This is a genomic window from Kitasatospora sp. NPDC089797, assembly GCF_040684795.1.
Taxonomy (GTDB): domain Bacteria; phylum Actinomycetota; class Actinomycetes; order Streptomycetales; family Streptomycetaceae; genus Kitasatospora.
Window position 1 is genome coordinate 13,477 of sequence record NZ_JBFBGS010000081.1, and the last position, 17,597, is coordinate 31,073.

Genomic DNA, 17,597 nt, shown 5'->3' on the forward strand with positions numbered 1-17,597 from the left:
GCGCGGACCGGGCCCGGGGTCAGGAGTGCGGCACGGGCTGCTCCGGGGCGAGGGAGTTGCCGGCCGGGATGCGGCCGCAGTCGGAGGGGGCGGGGCGCCCCGCGAAGCGGTCGTTCAGCCAGCCCAGGGCCTGCGGGGCCCAGACCACCGGGACGCCGAAGTGGCTGAGGACGTCGTACTGCCGGTACCCGACCGGGCTGGTGCCGGTCGCGCAGTACTGCCGGGCGAGCGCCCGCACGTCCCCGGCGACCATCACGCCGTCGCCCGGGCCGATGCCGGCCGGGTTGCCGAAGGTGCCCTCCAGCACGCCGCCGACGCCCTGGGCGATCTGGCCGGGCACGGTCGGGGTCGGGGCCGAGCCGAGGTTGATCCGGTTGACCGCCGTGACGAAGTCCCCCACTGAGTTCGGGTCGGCGTACTCGGGCTTGGCCATCGCCTTCCAGGTCAGCCCCGGGTAGTGGCCCAGGACGTCGACGATCGAGGCGTGCTCCAACTGCCGCTGGATCGACCGGCCGTAGTCGTTCAGGTAGGGCGTGAGGTCGATGCCGAAGGAGCGCGAGACCCCGGCCACCGCCGTCGGGGTGATCCCGCTCCACACCAGCGAGCCGTCCACGTACCGGAGGTTGTGCGCCGGGTCCACCAGCAGCCCGCCCTCGGTGTAGCCGACCAGCCTGGCGTTCACCTCGGGCGCGTAGCCCGGCGCGAGCGCGGCCGCCCAGGCGGTGGCGATGGCGCCGCCGGAGTAGCCCATCAGCCCGAAGCGGGTGCCGGAGCCCAGGCCGGTCGCCGGGGAGGCGGTCGCGGCCCGGATCGAGTCCAGCGTGTTGGTCCCGTACTCCGGCCCGGCCGCGAAGTCCGCGTTCTGGCCCTCGGTGTCCGGGAGCACCACGCTGTAGCCCTGGGCGAGCAGCGGGACCAGGAAGACCGCCTCGACGTTCGGGATCAGCCCGCCGATGCTGAGGTCACCGGCCACCGCCCGGGAGGGGCTGTCCGCCGGGTCCAGCGAGTCGTAGAAGGACTGGTAGGAGACGGCCCTGCCGCCGTCCCCGCTCAGGCTGCGCAGCACGGTGGTGACGTTGGCGGCCGGGCGGCCCTGCGCGTCGGTGGTGCGGTAGAGCAGCTGGACCGCCGTCACCGGGGTGGGCAGCCCCAGCACGTGGTACGGCAGGGTCCTGGTCCCGAGCACGGCGCCCGGGGCGAACGAGGCCAGCGGCGTGCTGCCGTCGTAGGAGTAGAACGGGTCGCTCGCGGCCGCGGAGGGCGCGGCGGAGCGCCCGGCCGCCGCGGCCGGGCCGGCCGTGACGGCCGTCGCCCCGACGGCCAGGGCGGCGGTGACGGCGGCGGCGAGCAGCCTGGACGTACCTGTGCGCATGACTCCCCCGGATTCTTCGGTTCCTGACGGTCCGTCGCGGAACGCGTGTTACCAACCGGTAGGCGGCGTCCCGGAGAACATCATGACCGCGGCCCGTCACACTGTCCCCGGGCCGGACCACAAAGATTAACGAGGCGGTTTGTGACCGGTCACAAACCGGCGCCCGCCGGACGCCTCCCCCGCGCCCGGACCCCGGCCCCCGGCACTCAGGCCCGGACGGCCAGCCAGCGGCGGACGGCGACGCGCAGGCGGCCGGGGACCGGACGGCCGGCGAGGACCGCCTCGAACCGGCGGTGCTCACGGGCCGCCCGGAGCACCGCGAGGTCATGGGTGCCGGGCACGGGCGGGGCCGGCTCGCCCTGCTGGGCGGCACGGTAGCTGTCCAGGAGGTGCTGCTGCAGTGCGTTCATGCGCCCACCGTGCCCCACCACCGCCCCGCCGGTCCCGTCGATTGACGGCTCCCGTCAAATGACGACCCCCGGCAAACGCCCTGGTCACCGGCCGGGCACCATGGGTGGGGTGAGCGTGACCATCGACATCACCGGACTGCCGCACGAGCGGATCACCTTCTGCCCCTCGCCGCTGGCCGAGCTCGGCAACGCGCTGCACGCGCTCGCCGAGCCGGCCCACCACCCCCGGCTGCACGCGTGGGCGACGGCGACCTCCAACGCGCTCGAACCGGAACTGGCCGGCCGGATGCTGGAGGCCGACTTCATGTGGCGCTCGACGCGCTCCGACTTCCTGATGCCCGCCCGGCCCCGGCCGACCCTCGCCGAGGAGCTGGACGACCTCGACCGGATGGACGACGAGAGGTTCGTCGGCACGGCCCTGGAGATCTCCTGCAGCACCAGCCACTACCCCAAGGGCCTGCCCTCGCCCCTGGTCGACGCCTGGTCGCGGCGCCGCGCGCTCGACCTGGCGGCCGCCCGCGGCCCGCACCAGGCGGCCTTCGTCGAGCGGATGCTCACCGACCCCACCGGCACCCGGGCCTGGATCCGGCGCCTCCTGGAGGACTGCGACCGGGCGTTCTTCGCCGACACCTGGCAGCGGGTCCGGGTCCAGCTCACCGCCGACGCCCAGCACAAGACCGACCTGCTGCGCCGCAAGGGCCTGGCGCAGGCCCTCGCCGCGGCGTCACCGGCGCTGAGCCTGGAGGAGGACGGGCACGGCAGCCGCATCGTCGTCGACAAGCTCGTGCACGGCCGCACCGACGCCCGCGACAGCGCCGTCACGCTGCTGCCCAGCGTCTTCGGCTGGCCGCACCTGTTCACCCTGTACGGGCCGGGCTGGCAGCCCGTGATCCAGTACCCGGCCGCCGCCCACGAGATCGGCTGCGCCGAGCCCGTGGAGACGGTCCGGCTGCGCCTGGAGGCGCTGACCCACCCGACCCGGATGAACCTGTGCCGCAACCTGGCGCGCGCCGCGTACTCGACGAACGAGCTGGCCGACGCGTACGGCCTCACCGCCCCCGAGATCTCCCGCCACCTCGCCGTCCTGCGCAAGGCGGGGCTCCTCGTCACCCGGCGCCGGGGCCGCTACGTCCTCCACCAGCTCGACATCTCCGTGGTGGCCCGGATCGGCAGCGACTTCCTGGAGTCCGTCCTGCGCTGAGGACGGGCGGCCCGGCGACGCCGGGCCGCGCCGCCCGGGGCAGGGCCGCGCGGGGTCAGGGCCGCGCCGGGTGGAAGAGCGCGTCGTCGTAGTCCGGGAAGACGGCCGGCATCACCCGGCGGAAGGCGGTGACCTCCTCGCTCCCCTCCAGCCCCGGGCAGAGCGTCTGGGGCCAGTACCAGAAGCCGCGGGAGGCCAGCAGCCGGTCCAGGTAGGCGTCGAAGGAGTACCCGGTGTCGTGCAGTTCCTCGCCGAGGTAGTGGTAGTGGACGGTGTCGGACGGGGGGACGAGCGCCGTGCAGGCCTCGGGGGTGAACCGGTCGAGGGGCTGGACGGCGCGGAACTCCCGGTCCTCCTCCGAGTGCCAGGTGACGCCCTCCCAGTCGCCGAAGACCTGGCCCAGCGGCAGCAGGTTGACCAGGCCCTGGTCGGAGAGGTCGTTGTTCAGCAGCTCGGGCACGGTGTGCCGCCAGGTCAGCCGGACCGCGCCGACCTCGCGGTAGAAGGCCTCCACGCCGTCCGGGAGGCGGCCCCCGGCCCGGCGGACGGCGAGTTCGAGGTCGGCCGGCGGGGTCGGTGGTGCGACGGTGGCCTCCAGGAGCTCCACGCGGGGGTTGCGCTCCAGGTCGGCGATCATCGCGGTCAGCCGGGCACGGGGGTTGCTCACGGACGTACGTCTCCTTCGGCGCCTCGGCGGCGCCAGCGGGTGCGGTGCGGTCAGTTCTTCAGTCGGTTGTTCTCGATCTCCCAGGCGTCGCCGCCCAGTTCGTTGCCGGCGGTGTCGTAGACGGTGTACTCGGCGTGGAGCTTGCCCGCGAGCTTGTCGGCGTAGTTGGCGTCGATGTCGGCGTCGACACTGGCGTCGCCGGTCTTGAGGTGCTTCGCCTTGGGGTGGGAGCTGTAGTCGGCCTCCACGTAGTACTCGACCACGTTCTTGTTCGTCAGCACCTCGGCCTTGACGTCGGCCTCGACCTTCGCGTGGTGCGCGGAGTTGGCGGACGCGGTGATCGGCGTCATGTTCTTCATGACGCCGGGGCCGCCGACGTTGTGGTTGAGCAGGTGCCCCTGGACCATGAAGTTCGTGAACCAGGCGCCGGTCGCGCCGGTCGTGGGCCACCAGGACGGCTTCTCCTTGGGCGCGGAGCCCGTACCCAGCTTCCCGGGCCAGAGTTCGGCGTGCATCGTGGTGCCGACGCCGTTGCCGTTCGTCCCGCCGTAGGTGACGTACGGGCTGCCGGTGAACGCCCGCTGCACGGGCAGCTCCGCGGCCGGGGCCGCGCACGGGTCGGCGACGCGCTGGACGGCGGCGTCGGGCACCGGGCCGCTCAGCGCCCGGGTGGCGTTCGCCTCGGCGGCGCGTTCGAAACGGTCGCCGGGGTCGCTGACGGACAGCCCGTTGCCGTGGTCGGTGCCGGACACCGGGCCCGAGCGCTGCTGGATGACATGGGTCAACTCGTGGGCCAGCGTGTGCTTGTCGCCGCCGCCGTGGCCGAGCACGACGTGCTCGCCGGAGGTGTAGGCGCGGGCGCTGACCTCGGCCGCCGAACGGGCCGCGGCCGGGCCGTCGTGGACCCGTACGCTGCTGAAGTCCGCGCCCAGGCGCGCCTCCATCTCCGCCCGCACGCCGTCGGCCAGCGGACGGCCCGGCGAGCGCAGCACCTGGTGGACCGCCGAACGCTGCACCGCCTCCTCCGACTCCCGCTGCCGCCGGAGCAGTTGGACGACCGCCGCGTTGCCGATGCTGCGTTGCAGCGCGCCGAGCGAGCGGGCGTCCGCGGGCGCGGACTGCCGCTGGGCGGTCGGCCGGGCGCGGTCGCGGCGCTCGGACGCTTTCTGGTCGTGCGCGTGCACATCCACCTCCTGGACGGGCGGTTCACACCGCTGTCGCTGTGTATCCGTCCCCGGTCTATGCCGGGCCGGGTGGTCCGCGCAAGGGCCGCAGGGGCAGTGTCGGGGGCAATCCCCGGCGAACCCGGAGGTCAACCGGTTCACCCGGCCCGGCTGCGCCCACCCGGCGGGGCCCGGCCGGGGCGCGGGGCGAGGCGCGGCCGGGGCGCGGGGCGAGGCGGACCGCGGGGGGCCGCAACCGGACGCCGCACGGCGGCGTCCCACCGGATGCGAACGGTCGTCCGACCGTCGTACTTCCGGGGGGAATTCCACACATGCCGATCGACGACGCCGTACCCGCACCACCGCCGCGCAACTCCCTGCCGCCCTGCCCGGGCTGCGGGCTGACCGACCGGATCCGCTCGGTGCCCGCCGTCCACCTGGGTGAGCGACGCAACGTCACCTCCTCCGACCGCGACGGGCACACCGGGACGCGGGAGGAGGTGTCCGCCCTCGGCCGGGCCCTGGCACCCGCGCCGCCCGCCATCGGCGCGGCGGCACCGACACTGGCCGGCCTGAGCCTGCCGGCCCTGGCCGCGGCGATCGGCACCTTCATCGAGGGCACCAAGCAGCGCAACGCGGCCGCCGGCCCGGGGCCCGACCTCTCGCCGCCGGACTGGGCGGCCGGGCACTCGGGCGGCCTGCCCACCGGGTTCTTCGGCGGCTCGGACGTCACCCTGGGTACGGCGCCCAGGCATGCGGCGGCCCCGCTCGCCGACGCGACCGGTACCCCGACCGTGCTCCTGGTGTCGTACCTGCTCATGACCGTGGTGGTCGCGCTGCTGGCGGGCGCGACCGCGCTGTTCCTCGCCCGGCGGCGGCGCCTGTCGGGCCGGCCGCGGGCCGAGCGGCTCTGGAACCAGGCCTGGTACTGCATCCGTTGCGGCACCGCGCACTTCCCGCCCGCCGCCGGGCAGGGCAGCGGGGCGCTCACCCTGGTGGACTTCCGCAGGGCGGTCTGGACGGCGGGCGGCTACGGGAGCCTCGCCGACCGGTACCGGCTGTAGCCGCGCCCGGCGGCCGGCCCCGTCGTGGGCGCGGCCGGCCGCCGAGGGCGGTGGTCAGCCCGCGGCGGCGCAGCGGTAGAGCTGCTGGCCGTTGACGCCGCCGTCCTCGGCTCCCCGGCTCCCGGCCCCCGGTGCCGCGCCCGGTGCCGCGCCCGACGCCGTGCCGAGCACGTCGGTGGTCGGCACCCGGGTGCAGGCGCTGCGCACCCAGGACCGGATCTGCTCCGTCGCGGTCGCTCCCGCCTGCTCGCCACCACCGGCACCGCCACCGGCACCGGCGCCACCGCCGGACCGGTCCGCGCCGAGCAGGACGTAGAGCAACTCGCCCTTGCCGACGAGCTGTTGGAACTCCGTCAGGCTCGGTGAGGGCGCCGAGCCGCTGAAGCCACCCATCGGCAGCACCTCCTCGCCCGTCGCCAGGATGAACGGGGAGGCGGTGCTCCAGCTGGAGGCGGCGAACAGGTAGCGGGCGCCGTCCCGGTGGGCCCGCAGGTAGTCGAACAGGGCCTGCTCGGGCGCCGTGAGGTGCTCCGAGGAGCCGCCGAACCCGCCGCCGAACCCGGCGCCCCCGGCGCCCCCGCCGTGCTGCGCGCGCAGCGCGGCCGCGGCGGCGGTGGCCCCCTTCGCGGAGGCGTGCCCACCGCTCCCGGAGGGGCCGACGGTGCCCATGCCCGAGTTGCCGTACGCCGGGCTCAGCACCGACGCCGCCCAGGCGCCCGGCGCGACCAGCATCGCCGCCACGCCGGCCAGCAGCCCCGCCCGCGCGTACCCGCGCCCGGTGACCCGCCGGAGCGCGACCGCCGCGAGCAGCGCCAGGGCCACCACGCCCAGGCCGATCACGGTCGGTGCCAGCCACGGCAGGAAGGCCGGGAACTCCCGGGCCAGGTGGGCCGACCAGAGGACCGTCCCGGCGACCGCGGCGGGCAGCGCCCACGCCCGGGCGCCGCCCGCGCGGAAGCCCCGCCACAGCAGGACCGTCCCCGCACCGCCCAGCACCGCCAGGGGCGCGGCGATCACTCCCATGTAGTAGCTGTGGCCGCCGACGCTGCCCGCGCTGAAGACCAGGAAGAACGCGCCCAGCCAGGCGCCCCACAGGACGTAGCCGGCCCGCAGCACGTCGGTGCGCGGCTCGCGCCGCCGCCAGGCCAGTCCGCAGGCCAGCGCGACGGCGGCGAGCGGGTAGAGCCAGCCGGTCTGCGGGGCGAACTGCGCGCCGAACATCTTCGTCCAGCCGCCGTCGTCCGCGCCGCCGCCCTGACCGCCCCGGCCGCCGGCACCCTGGACCCCCGGGGTGGCCGGGGAGCCCTGGGCGGTGGCCGGGCCCGGACCGGCGGCCTGCGCGCCGGCCCCGCCGGCGTGGCCCCCGCCCCCGCCGCCCCGGACCGCCTGCACGCTGCCGGTCTGCGCCGCGCTCATCCCCAGCGAGGCGAACCGGTTCAGGAAGTTGTAGCCGACCACCATGCTGAACGCCGAGTTGTCCGTCGTGCCGTCCACGTACGGGCGGTCCTGGGCCGGGGTCAGGGTGACCGCCAGCATCCAGGAGGCGGACACCACCACCGTCACCAGGCCGGCCAGCGCGAGGTGCCCGATCCGCCGCCGCAGCGTGGTCGGCGCCGCGAGCAGGTACACCGCCGCGAGCGCGGGCAGCACCGTCCACGCCTCCAGCATCTTGGTCTGGAACGCCAGCCCCACCCACACCCCGGCCAGCAGCAGCGGGCGCAGCCGGGCCGTGTGGGCGGCCCGCTGCGCCGCGTCCGCCGCGAGCAGGAGCAGCAGGGTGAAGGCGGCGTCCTCGACCGCGGTGCGGAACAGCCCCGCGGCGACCGGCGTCAGTGTGAAGGCGGCGGCCGCGAGCAGCCCCGCCTCGGCCCCCGCCCAGCGCCGCACCACCCGGTACAGCACCAGGACGGACAGCACGCCCTCGACCACCTGGGGCAGGGTCAGCGCCCACGGGTGGAAGCCGAAGAGGCGCGCCGACAGCGCCTGCGGCCACAGGAACCCGGGCAGCTTGTCCAGCGTGATCGTGCCCGCCGGGTCGAACGACCCGAAGAGGAACGCCTTCCAGCTCTCCGTCATGCTGCGCACGGCGTCGGCGTAGAAGGTGTGGTACTGGCTGCGGTCGATGTTCCAGGCGTACAGCACGGCGGCGACGGCCGCGATCCCGAGCAGCACGGGCCGTGCGTAGCCCGGCTGTCCCTCGGGGGACGTCCACGGGGCCCGGCGGCCGCGCGGTCGGGGAGCCGGGGACTCCGTGGGGGTGGTGAGGACGTTGATGGCCATGGTGGGCACCTTCGGACGCCTCCATGAGAGATTTCTTGGAAAGCGCCCCGGTTTGGTCATTTCTATACCTATGGCGCACCGTTCGGCCCACCCCGCCCGGGTGACCGGCCCGTGACGGACCCGTGTCAACTTCCGGTGTCCGCACCATGGCGGACGGACGGCTGCGGCCACTAGTCTCCCGACGGCCCTGCTCACCCGATCGGAAAGCGAGTCGCACGTGTCCCCCTCGTCACGCCTGAAGTCCGCCACCGCCTGGCTGGTACGGCTGTTCTCCGCCCTCACCCTGGTCGCCGGCGGTGTCGTGCTCTTCTCCGGCACCGCCCAGGCCGCCACCATCTGCGGCAACGTCCCGGTGCCGCCGGGCTACGTGATCACCTCCGAGTCGCAGACCAACAGCTGTACCGGCGGCTACCTGACCGAGACCATCCAGCCGCCGTCCAACGGGCTGGCCGTCTGCCTGAACGGCCCGGTCCCGACCGGTTACGCCGTCACATCCATCTACACCAGCGGCAGTTGCGGCCCGTACCAGACCGGCCGGATCAACACGGTCACCAACGGCATGCGGATCTGCGGCAACTCCAACGGCTCGCTGCCGGGCGACTACGTGATCACCGCCGAGGGCCCGGACAGCACCTGTTCGCAGTGGTACGGCGAGACGGTCAACATCGTGGGCAACGGCATCGCGGTCTGCGGCAACTCCCCGGTCCCGGCCGGTTACGTGATCACCGCCAGCTACCAGAACGCCGCCTGCGGGATCTACCTCGGGGCCCGGCTCAACACCGCCTCCGACGGCATGACCTTCTGCGGCAACTCCCCGATCCCGTCCGGCTACGTGATCACCGCGAACTTCCAGGTCAGCGGTTGCGGCCAGTACCTGGGCGGCCGTCTGAACCTGGCCTACAACGGCATCGTCGTGTGCGCCGACTCCCCCACCCCGCCCGGCTACTGGGTCTCCGCCACCGGCATCCAGTCGGCCGCCTGCGGCCCCTACATGGCGCAGCGTCTGAACAACGCCTGACCGCCTGGTCCGCCCCTGACCGCCTGGTCCGTCCCTGCCCGGGCGGCCCGTCCGGCCCGCCGCTCCCCCCGAGCGGCGGGCCGGTGCCGTTCCGCCGCGCGGCGGGCGGGGCTCAGGGGCGCTGGGCGGTGGCCGTCAGCCGGGCGTAGCCGAGGACGTGGCCGCTCAGGGTGAAGGCGGTCACGGCGGCGGGGGTGGTGGCGGGCAGGTCCAGGGTGGGGACGTCCAGGGCGTAGACGGTGATCCGGTAGTGGTGCGGGGTGTCGCCGGCCGGCGGGCAGGGGCCCAGGTAGCCGGTGCGGCCGGCGTCGTCGGTGCCGGTGACCGCGCCGGGCGGCGGGGTGGCGCCCAGGGTGTCGGTGCCGGCCGGGATGTCCCAGGTGAGCCAGTGCCAGAAGCCGGATCCGGTCGGGGCGTCCGGGTCGAACAGGGTGACCGCGTAGCTGCGGGTGCCGGCCGGGGCGCCGTGCCAGGACAGTCGGACCTGCCGGTCGGCGCCGGAGCAGCCGAAGGCGTCGGCCCAGGTGTCGGCCGGGAAGGTGCCGCCGTCGCGCAGGTCCGGGCTGCTGACGGTGAAGCGGGCGGCGGTGGCGGGGACGCCGGAGCGGACCCTGGTGTAGCCGGGGTCCGGCTGCCGGGGGTGGTGGCCGCCGTGGGCGACGGCGGCCGTCGCGCCCAGGGCCAGGGTGCTGGCGGCGGCGGTGGCCAGGGCGGCGGCGGTACGGATCGACTTCCTCATCGGGAACCCCTCACATCGGTGGTGCCGGCCGGGCCGGCGGACTGCGTGGCAGCCACCTTCGCGGGACGGCGCGGGGGCGGGAAGGCGCTGCGGATGCTGGTGTCCGGGGTACCAGCGTCCGGGCTGGACACCGCGCGCCGGTGCTGCGGATCATGGCGGGCATGGGGAACCGACCTGTCCAGCGCCGTGCCGACCTCGCGGAGTTCCTGCGCGCGATGCGGGCCCGGCTGCGCCCCGGGGACCTCGGTCTGCCGGAGGCGGGCCGGCGCCGCACCCCCGGGCTGCGCCGGCAGGAGGTGGCGCAGCTGGCCGCGGTCAGCATCGACTGGTACATCCGGCTGGAGCAGGGGCGGGTCGGCGTGCCCGGTGCCGCGGTGCTGGACGCCGTCGCCGAGGCGCTGCGGCTGTCGCCGGCCGAGCGGGGCCATCTGCATCTGATCGCCCGGGGTGAGGCGCCGGTGGCGGTCCACCGGCCGGCGCCGGTGGGCGGGTCGTTGCGGGTGCTGCTGGACGGGCTGCCGCTGCTGCCCGCCTACGTCGTGGACTTCCGGCTCGACGTGCTGGCCCGCAACGCCGCCGCGGCCGCGCTGTTCGGCGAGGGGTTCGGCAGCGGGTTCGCCGACAACCTCGGCCGGCTGCTGTTCCGCGCGCCGGGGATCCGGGCGGCGCAGCTGGACTGGGAGCGGGTCGCCCGGGAGACGGTCGGCAATCTGCGGGCCAATCTGGCCCGCCACCGCGGGGATCCCAGGCTGCTCGCCGTGATCGACGAACTGCGCTCCCACAGCGGGGAGTTCGCCCGCTGGTGGGAGGACCACACGGTGCAGGAGCGGGCCCACGGGGAGAAGCGGGTGCGCCATCCGGAGGCCGGTGAGCTGGCGGTGCGCTACGACGTGCTGGCCACGTTGGACGGTTCGGGCCAGCGGCTGATGGTGGTGACGCCGGCGGATCCGGCCGCCGAGCGGGCGCTGGGCCGGCTGGTCGCGGCCCGGGCGGACCGGCTGGGCGGGGCGGTGGTGCACGCGATCGCGGGGTGACGGGGCGGCGCGGGCCGGGAGGCGGGGCCGGGCCCGGGTGCGGGGGCCGCGGGAAGGGTCCGCCCCGGCGCGGGCGGGTGCCGGCACCGGGGCGGGGAGGGTGTTGGGGTCAGCGGGACCGGGCGGGGCGCCGGGTCAGCAGGTCCCGGCCGGGCGGTCGCGGACCATCAGGTCGTTGCCGCCGGTGGTGCCGTCCAGCCAGAGCACCCGGGTGCCCTGGTCGGCCGCGGGCAGGTACTGGCCGCCCCGGTTGCAGGAGACCCGTACGGGGGTGCCGCCGGTCAGCGGCAGCTGGTACACCTTGGGCAGGGCGGCGTTGGACCAGCCGCCGGTCGGCTGGGGGCTGCGGTGGACGTAGCTGACGGCCTGGTCGCTGGCGGTGAACTCGCGCTCCGTCAGGCCGTACTTGGCGTCGGCGGGCAGCAGGTCGGTGACGCCGGAGCCGTCCGCGGCGCCGGAGCGCAGGGCGGTGGGGAGGGTGCGGTCGGCCGGGGCCGCCAGCCAGAGCAGCCGGTCGCCGGCGAGGACCGGGGAGCCGAGGTAGGGCTGGGCACCGTCCTTGGGGGTGCTCACCGGGTACTGGGCGGTGACCTTGCCGGTGGCGGTGGAGTAGACGGTGGGCGCCTGGACGGCGGCGCCGTCGGCGTTCCAGCTCTCGATCCAGCCGAGCCGGCCGTCCCGGAAGGCGAGGGAGGAGAGGTTGTGGCCCTCGGGCAGCGGCAGTTGTACCGGTGCGGCGCCGTCGTGGGAGAGGTACGCCCGGGTCTGTTCGGTGGCGTGGTCGGTCAGGGTGAAGGCGACGTCGCCGCCGGACATCCGCAGGTTGGCGGGCGATCCGGACAGGCCCTGGAAGAGGGTGCGGACGGGGCCGGTGCCGGTGAGCGGGGCGGTCACCACCGCGATCCCCCAGGTGCCGGTGGCGTCGGGCCCGACGGCCAGCCAGACGGCTGACTTGCCGTCGGTGGCGGCCCAGCCGTGGACGCGCCCGTCGTCCGGGCTGAGCCGCACCGGGGTGCCGGTGCCGGTGGTGGAGCCGGTGTACAGGGCGATGCCCCGGTCGTTGGGCAGGAGGCTGCCCGTCACCCAGTGGCCGCCGCCGGTGGTCGGGCCGAGCGGGGCGGTGCCGCCGCTCATCAGCGAGCGGCTGTCGGTGCCGATCCGGCTCTGCCAGCCGGCCTTGATGCCGTGCGCGTCGAACGCGGCCGCCACCTTGCGCAGGTCGGCCGCGCCGAGCTTGAGCGACTTGCCGGCGGCGAGCACCGCGTTGCGCCCGGCCACGAAGTCGTCCAGCGGGGTGAGGTACTCGGCGAGCGCGCGGTAGACGAGGCGGTCGGCGGTGAGCGGGTCGAGGGTGCGCCGGATGTCCCACAGCGCGCCGCTGAAGATGGTGGAGTTGAAGTGGACGCCGCCGTTGTCCAGTTCCTTGCCGGCGCCGAGGTAGTCGTTCACGGTGGTGCGGCGGTCGTCCAGGCGGCGGGTGGCGCACTCCTGCGGGGTGCCGGTGCGGCACAGCGTCTCGCCCATCAGCGGGGCGGTCGGGTCGTCCATCCTGATGCCGCGGGTGGTGACCTCGACGGCGTTGCCGAAGTAGTCGGCGATGCCCTCGTTCATCGCGCCGGACTGGCCGACGTTGACCAGGTTGGCGGTGTGCGAGACGACGCCGTGGGTCATCTCGTGGCCGGCGATGTCCATCGAGGCGGAGAACGGCAGGTACCGGTCGTCGCCGGCGCCGTAGACCATCGTCCGTCCGCCCCAGGCGGCGTTGACGAACGGCCGGCCCTGCATGGTGACGTTCACCACGGACAGGATCGGGCTGCCCTTGCCGTCCAGGCCGTCGCGGCCGAGCCGGTTGCGGTAGAAGTCGTACACGGCCGCGGCGTTGACGTGGGCGTCGGTGGCGCCGCTGGTGCCGGTGGAGGCCGGGAAGTCCGGGCCCGGGGAGGAGACCGGCAGGACGCCGTCGGGGATCCCGGCGCCGAACTCGGTGAAGTCCCGCCCGGCGCCGTCGTAGGTGAGGATCCCGCCGGAGCGGGTGGAGTCGACGAGCTGGTAGCTGCCGTCCTGCTGGCGGGAGACGTTCACCGGGACGGTGTGGCCGTGCAGGTCGGGGGCGCTGCCGACGGCGGGTCCGGCGCCGGTGCCGGGGGCGCCGGCGGGGCCGTCCGGGGCGCCGACCTGGTAGGGGGTCGAGGACTCCTGGGCGAGTGCGACGACGCCGGAGGTCGCGTCCACGTAGACGTCGTGCACCAGCGGCCCGGCGGCCGCCGGGTCGTCGGCGCGCACGCTGAAGTGCTGGGCGAGCCGGCCGGTGCCGCCCGGCAGGACGACCGGGCCGCGGTCCTCGACGGCGGCCGCGGCCCGGGCCCGCGGGTCCGGGACGGTGTCGAGCGCCCGGCGGCGCAGTTCCTCGGCCGGGGCGGCGGGCTTGGTCGGGGCGGTCAGCCCGGTGTAGTACCGGCCGCCGACCGACTCCACCCGCTGGTCGGCGCCCTCGCCGACCAGGCGCACCAGGTACTGGCCGCCGAGCACCGGCACGCCGCCGTGGTCCTGCTGGAACCTGACGGTGTGCCGGTCCGGCCCGGTCCGCTCGACCGCGATCTCGGTCAGGCGGGCCGGGTCGACCCGGTAGCGGTCCGTGTGGGCCGCCAGGAAGGCCCGGGCCGCCTGGGCCGGGGTGCCGGGCGCGGTGTCGGACAGCCCGGTCACCAGCTGCGGGGCCTCGGTGCCCTCACCGGCCACCAGGGCTGGGACGGGATCGGGTTCGGCCGTCGGGCCCGGTGGTGCGGCCAGGGCGGGGGACGCGGTCACGGTGAGCGCCAGCGCCAGGCTCAGGGCGGCGCCGGTGGCGAGCAGTCCGGCTGTCGGGCGGGAACGGTGGTGCACTGCGGCCCTCCACGGGGTCGGCGGTGGGGCGGCGCCGGTGCGCCGCCCCTTCGCCGGGATCTACGGGTTGGCCTACGAACCAGGTTCAGCGGGTGACGGCCCCTCCGTCGGTGACGCGTCGTCAGTCGTGCTGGCCGTCAGTGCCGTTCCGGGCCGTGCCCGGGTCTTCGTCCGGCGGGCTCGGCGGGCCCGGCGGGTCGCAGTCGGCCCGGGCGGTGCCGGTGGCGACCCGGATCCCGCCGAGGAGCATCGCACGGAAGGCCGGGTCCGTGTACGCCTGTTCGCCGTGCCCCAGGGCGGTGTACCAGGACCGGCCGCCCTGGACCCGCCGGCACCAGACGACGGGGTGGTCGCCCATCCGGTCGGGGCCCGGGTCGTAGCTGGACTCGTCGACGGAGGCGAGGACGTGCACGGAACCCCTGGGATCGGTGCGGAAGTTGTACCACTCGTCCGTCCAGCCCCAGACGGCGGGCAGGTGGGCGGTGCTGGGGTTGTCCCGGTCCTCGACGACCACCCGGGCCGGGAACTGCCCGTGCGGGTGGCTCTTGAAGTAGGCGCCGACGACCTGGCCGTAGAAGGGCCAGGCGAACTCGGTGTCGGAGGCGGAGTGGATGCCCGCGTAGCCGCCGCCGGCGCGCAGGTAGCCCTCGAAGGCGGCCTTCTCGGCGGGGCCGAGGACGTCGCCGCTGGTCAGCGCGAAGACGACGGCCCGGTAGCGGGCGAGGTGGGCGGGGGTGAAGACGGCGGCGTCCTCGGTGGCGTCGACGGTGAACCCGCCGGCGGCGCCCAGTTCCTCGATGGTCCGGACGGCGGTGGGGATCGAGGCGTGGCGGTAGGCGCCGGTCCTGGAGAAGACCAGCACCCTGACGGCGTGCCGGTGAACGGGCTGCGCCGTGGCCGGGCCCGCGGGGGCGATCAGGGCGAGCGTCGCGCCCAGACCCAGCAGGGACCGGAGTGCTCGGAGTGCTCGGAGGCGGGGCATGCGGACTCCTCGGCAGGGCTCCGGGCGGGGCTTCGCCGCAGGGCGGACCCCCGGGCTTTCCGGGGCGGTTGCCGCCGGCCGCGGCCCCCGTCGATGCTAGGGCGTGTCTGACAATTCCCGCCGGGCGCGCCGCTCCGCAGCGGGCCGCCGGAAGCAGAACCTGCCACCGCCCAACCGGGCGGCGCAGGCGGGAAGTTAGGCTGCGGACCGAACATCGGAGCGACCGGGGGGCGGGCGATGGGGGTACGGCGTGGGGTGGCTGCGGCCGCCGGGGTCGCGGGGCTGCTCCTGACGGGACTGGCGGGCTACGGGATCGGCCCGTTCGGCGCGGCGGACGTGCCGACGGCGCAGATGCGGGAGGCGGCCGACCGCCTCGACGACGTGCTCCAGCAGAGCCTCTACCGGTGGAACAACACGGGCTCCGACCAGCGCTTCGAGCCGTCCGACGGGGAGCCGGCCGCGAGGCCCGTCCTGCTCGACGTGCGCGAGCACCACGACGCGCGGGACCGCACCGTCGAGGCGGACTACCTGTTCGGCGGGGCGGTGTCGAAGCGACGGTTCGGCTTCGACTGGGGCCTGGGCAAGGGCGTCCAGGGGTGTTTCCGCTACACCTTCACCAACATGCTCTACACCCTGCGCCACGAGGCGATCGACTGCCCGGAGGACCTGCCCCCTCCCCCGCGGCCCGGCCCGGAAGCGGCGTCCGGGAACGGCCCCGAGGACGCCTGGACGCTCCGGCGCCGCACGGCGCAGCTCGCCGACCGGATCCGCCCCGCCGAGCCTTCCCCCGGCACCGTGCTCCGGCCCGGCGTGGACGAGTTGGGCGCCCTGCTCGTCACCGCGAAGGTCGACCCCGCCGTCCCGCGCACGCTCGCCGTGCGCTCGGGTGTCGCCCTGCTCGCACTGGGCACGGCCCACCGGTGCGTCTTCGCCAGCATGGACACCCGCTCCGTCGCCGTGTGGCCCGCGCCCTTCGAGGCCCCCTGCACCACCGATCGCGCCTACCGGTCGTACGCGATGGCGTACTGGCCGCCGCTGCCCGGCATGTGAGCGCCGGGGCCGCCGGGTCGCGGTGCGGTGCGGTGGGTGCTCCTCGGCGGGGGTGGGAAGGCGGTCGTCGGCGCGGCGATGAGTTTTCCGGCTGCGGGGGGTCTACATCTCGACGGGGAACGACCACCGCATCCGGGAGTAGAGACATGGGACTCATCCACATCGAGCTGTTCGCGACCCTCGACCTCGTGGGGCAGGCGCCCGGCGGGCCCGAGGAGGACCCGGCGGGGTTCCCGTTCGGCGGCTGGCAGGCGCCCCTGCTGAACGAGGTCACCGGGGCGCAGATCGCCGCCGCGTACGAGGGCACCGACGCGCTGCTGCTCGGCCGGCGCACCTACGACATCTTCGCCGCCTACTGGCCGCACCAGAAGGAGGGGCAGATCGCCGAGCTCTTCAACCGGGTGCCGAAGTACGTCGCCTCGCGCGGCGAGCCCGACCTCCCGTGGGCCGGGTCCGCGCTGCTCGGCCCGGACCTGGCCGGCGCGGTGCGCGAGGTGCGCGAGCGGCACGGGAACGTGAAGGTCGTCGGGAGCCTGGACCTGGTGCAGACCCTGCTGCGGGAGCGGCTCTTCGACCGGCTGGACCTCTGGCTGCACCCGCTCGTGCTCGGCGTCGGGAAGAAGGTGTTCGACGGCGGCGCGGTGCCCACCAACCTCACGCTCCTCGAACCGCCGGCGGCCGGCCCGCAGGGCACGGTGTACCTGCGCTACGGGCTCGCCGACGGCACGCCCCGGACGGGCGACATGACCGCGCCCGACCGCGGCCTCGGGCCCGACGACGGCCGGTGACCCGGTGACCGCCCTCGAGGTCGACGGGGTCGCCCTGGGCATCGAGTCGTTCGGCGAGCACGACGCGCCACTGGTCCTGCTCGCGGGCGGGCCCACGATGCTCTCCTGGCCCGACGCGCTCTGCGCGCGCCTCGCCGCCGGCGGGCGCCGGGTGGTGCGCTACGACCTGCGCGACAGCGGGGAGTCGACGACGGCGGACCCGCGGGCGCCCGCCTACACCCTGCGCGACCTCGCCGCCGATGCCGCGGCCCTCGCCCGGGCGCTCGGCGGCGCGCCCGCGCACCTGGCGGGGACCGGCGTCGGCGGGATGGTCGCCCAGGTCGCCGTGCTCGACCACCCGGACGCGTTCCGCGCGCTCACCCTGGTCGGCACCCGCCCGGTGGCCCCCGGCCCGCCCGACGACGACCTCCCCGACCACGACCGGGCGACGATGGACCGGCTGTTCGCGCGTGCGGCCCCCGACTGGGCCGACCGCGCGGCGGTCGCGGAGTTCGCCGCCGCCGGCGCGGAGATCCTCGGCGACGACCCCGGCACCGCCCGCGCGCTGGCCGCCCGTGTCTGGGACCGCACGCCCGGCACCGCGCCCCCGGTCCACCTGGCCAACCAGCTGGGCCTGGCGTTCGCCGGGCTCGACTGCGCGCCCCGCTGGCGCGAGCGCCTGCCCGGGATCGGGGTGCCCGTGCTCGTCGTCCACGGCCGCCGCAACCGGTTCTTCCCCGTCGGCAACGGCGAGGCGCTCGCCCGCGCGATCCCCGGGGCGCGGCTGCTCGTCCTCGACGGGGCCGCCACCGCGATCCCCGGCCCGGCGGTCGACGAGGTCGCCGGGGCGATGCTCGCACTCGGGTGACGGCGTCCGGGCCCGGGGCCGCCGGCGCTCACCGAACTCGCCGCGGACCGGGTGCTGTTGCGGGCCCGGGCGCAGAACCTGGACGGCGTCGCGGTGCTG

At 75.7% G+C, this 17,597-nt stretch carries 15 protein-coding genes; 7 read left to right on the forward strand and 8 right to left on the reverse strand.

All coding sequences use genetic code 11. The features are described 5' to 3' along the window. Positions 1-19 precede the first annotated feature (19 nt). Positions 20-1,372 carry a lipase family protein gene (locus AB0O91_RS39190; RefSeq protein WP_363443639.1) on the reverse strand — a complete coding sequence of 451 codons (1,353 nt, stop codon included), beginning with the start codon at positions 1,370-1,372 and terminating at the stop codon, positions 20-22. A gap of 206 nt (positions 1,373-1,578) precedes the next feature. Next, positions 1,579-1,782, reverse strand: a complete 204-nt coding sequence (locus AB0O91_RS39195; RefSeq protein ID WP_363443641.1) for a hypothetical protein — start codon at positions 1,780-1,782, stop codon at positions 1,579-1,581. 100 nt (positions 1,783-1,882) lie between these two features. On the opposite strand from AB0O91_RS39195, the gene AB0O91_RS39200 reads away from it, so the two are divergent. After that, a complete protein-coding gene (locus tag AB0O91_RS39200; protein ID WP_363443644.1) occupies positions 1,883-2,983 on the forward strand; it encodes a DUF5937 family protein in 1,101 nt (366 codons plus the stop codon). 55 nt (positions 2,984-3,038) lie between these two features. On the opposite strand, the gene AB0O91_RS39205 is transcribed toward AB0O91_RS39200, so the two are convergent. Both AB0O91_RS39205 and AB0O91_RS39210 read right to left on the reverse strand, forming a co-directional pair. Then, positions 3,039-3,650 carry a hypothetical protein gene (locus AB0O91_RS39205; RefSeq protein WP_363443647.1) on the reverse strand — a complete coding sequence of 204 codons (612 nt, stop codon included), beginning with the start codon at positions 3,648-3,650 and terminating at the stop codon, positions 3,039-3,041. Positions 3,651-3,700: 50 nt separating this feature from the next. Further along, a complete protein-coding gene (locus tag AB0O91_RS39210) occupies positions 3,701-4,834 on the reverse strand; it encodes a DUF4157 domain-containing protein (RefSeq protein ID WP_363443650.1) in 1,134 nt (377 codons plus the stop codon). Between the two features lie 311 nt (positions 4,835-5,145). On the opposite strand from AB0O91_RS39210, the gene AB0O91_RS39215 reads away from it, so the two are divergent. After that, on the forward strand, positions 5,146-5,877 hold the full coding sequence (locus AB0O91_RS39215; RefSeq protein ID WP_363443653.1) for a hypothetical protein: 732 nt from the start codon (positions 5,146-5,148) through the stop codon (positions 5,875-5,877). 54 nt (positions 5,878-5,931) lie between these two features. Here the strand turns inward: AB0O91_RS39215 and AB0O91_RS39220 are convergent, their stop codons facing one another. Beyond that, positions 5,932-8,157, reverse strand: coding sequence for a glycosyltransferase family 39 protein (locus AB0O91_RS39220; protein ID WP_363443656.1), 2,226 nt, complete (start codon positions 8,155-8,157; stop codon positions 5,932-5,934). Between the two features lie 217 nt (positions 8,158-8,374). Between AB0O91_RS39220 and AB0O91_RS39225 the strand changes: the two genes are divergently transcribed. Beyond that, positions 8,375-9,175 carry a hypothetical protein gene (locus tag AB0O91_RS39225; protein ID WP_363443659.1) on the forward strand — a complete coding sequence of 267 codons (801 nt, stop codon included), beginning with the start codon at positions 8,375-8,377 and terminating at the stop codon, positions 9,173-9,175. Positions 9,176-9,287: 112 nt separating this feature from the next. Here the strand turns inward: AB0O91_RS39225 and AB0O91_RS39230 are convergent, their stop codons facing one another. After that, on the reverse strand, positions 9,288-9,914 hold the full coding sequence (locus AB0O91_RS39230; protein WP_363443662.1) for a YbhB/YbcL family Raf kinase inhibitor-like protein: 627 nt from the start codon (positions 9,912-9,914) through the stop codon (positions 9,288-9,290). Positions 9,915-10,075: 161 nt separating this feature from the next. Here AB0O91_RS39230 and AB0O91_RS39235 point away from each other — a divergent pair, with 161 nt between their 5' ends. Then, positions 10,076-10,948, forward strand: coding sequence for a helix-turn-helix transcriptional regulator (locus AB0O91_RS39235; RefSeq protein WP_363443665.1), 873 nt, complete (start codon positions 10,076-10,078; stop codon positions 10,946-10,948). 135 nt (positions 10,949-11,083) lie between these two features. On the opposite strand, the gene AB0O91_RS39240 is transcribed toward AB0O91_RS39235, so the two are convergent. Continuing rightward, complete coding sequence (locus tag AB0O91_RS39240) at positions 11,084-13,831, reverse strand: M4 family metallopeptidase (protein WP_363443668.1); 2,748 nt, start codon at positions 13,829-13,831, stop codon at positions 11,084-11,086. Positions 13,832-13,952: 121 nt separating this feature from the next. Continuing rightward, on the reverse strand, positions 13,953-14,813 hold the full coding sequence (locus AB0O91_RS39245; protein WP_363443671.1) for a ThuA domain-containing protein: 861 nt from the start codon (positions 14,811-14,813) through the stop codon (positions 13,953-13,955). Between the two features lie 255 nt (positions 14,814-15,068). Between AB0O91_RS39245 and AB0O91_RS39250 the strand changes: the two genes are divergently transcribed. The 3 genes from AB0O91_RS39250 (at position 15,069) to AB0O91_RS39260 (ending at position 17,498) form a co-directional block, all read left to right on the forward strand. Continuing rightward, complete coding sequence (locus AB0O91_RS39250) at positions 15,069-15,863, forward strand: hypothetical protein (RefSeq protein ID WP_363443674.1); 795 nt, start codon at positions 15,069-15,071, stop codon at positions 15,861-15,863. A gap of 146 nt (positions 15,864-16,009) precedes the next feature. Then, a complete protein-coding gene (locus tag AB0O91_RS39255) occupies positions 16,010-16,651 on the forward strand; it encodes a dihydrofolate reductase family protein (RefSeq protein WP_363443677.1) in 642 nt (213 codons plus the stop codon). Between the two features lie 4 nt (positions 16,652-16,655). Beyond that, positions 16,656-17,498 (forward strand): alpha/beta hydrolase, encoded by an 843-nt coding sequence (locus AB0O91_RS39260; RefSeq protein ID WP_363443680.1) that lies wholly within the window; start codon positions 16,656-16,658, stop codon positions 17,496-17,498. Positions 17,499-17,597 lie beyond the last annotated feature (99 nt).

What these genes read in the sequence shown, in the direction of transcription:
- AB0O91_RS39190 (WP_363443639.1), bottom strand. Translation starts at nt 1,372, where the DNA reads ATGCGCACAGGTACGTCCAGGCTGCTCGCCGCCGCCGTCACCGCCGCC.
- AB0O91_RS39195 (WP_363443641.1), bottom strand. Translation starts at nt 1,782, where the DNA reads ATGAACGCACTGCAGCAGCACCTCCTGGACAGCTACCGTGCCGCCCAG.
- AB0O91_RS39200 (WP_363443644.1), top strand. Translation starts at nt 1,883, where the DNA reads ATGGGTGGGGTGAGCGTGACCATCGACATCACCGGACTGCCGCACGAG.
- AB0O91_RS39215 (WP_363443653.1), top strand. Translation starts at nt 5,146, where the DNA reads ATGCCGATCGACGACGCCGTACCCGCACCACCGCCGCGCAACTCCCTG.
- AB0O91_RS39220 (WP_363443656.1), bottom strand. Translation starts at nt 8,157, where the DNA reads ATGGCCATCAACGTCCTCACCACCCCCACGGAGTCCCCGGCTCCCCGA.
- AB0O91_RS39230 (WP_363443662.1), bottom strand. Translation starts at nt 9,914, where the DNA reads ATGAGGAAGTCGATCCGTACCGCCGCCGCCCTGGCCACCGCCGCCGCC.
- AB0O91_RS39235 (WP_363443665.1), top strand. Translation starts at nt 10,076, where the DNA reads ATGGGGAACCGACCTGTCCAGCGCCGTGCCGACCTCGCGGAGTTCCTG.
- AB0O91_RS39245 (WP_363443671.1), bottom strand. Translation starts at nt 14,813, where the DNA reads ATGCCCCGCCTCCGAGCACTCCGAGCACTCCGGTCCCTGCTGGGTCTG.
- AB0O91_RS39255 (WP_363443677.1), top strand. Translation starts at nt 16,010, where the DNA reads ATGGGACTCATCCACATCGAGCTGTTCGCGACCCTCGACCTCGTGGGG.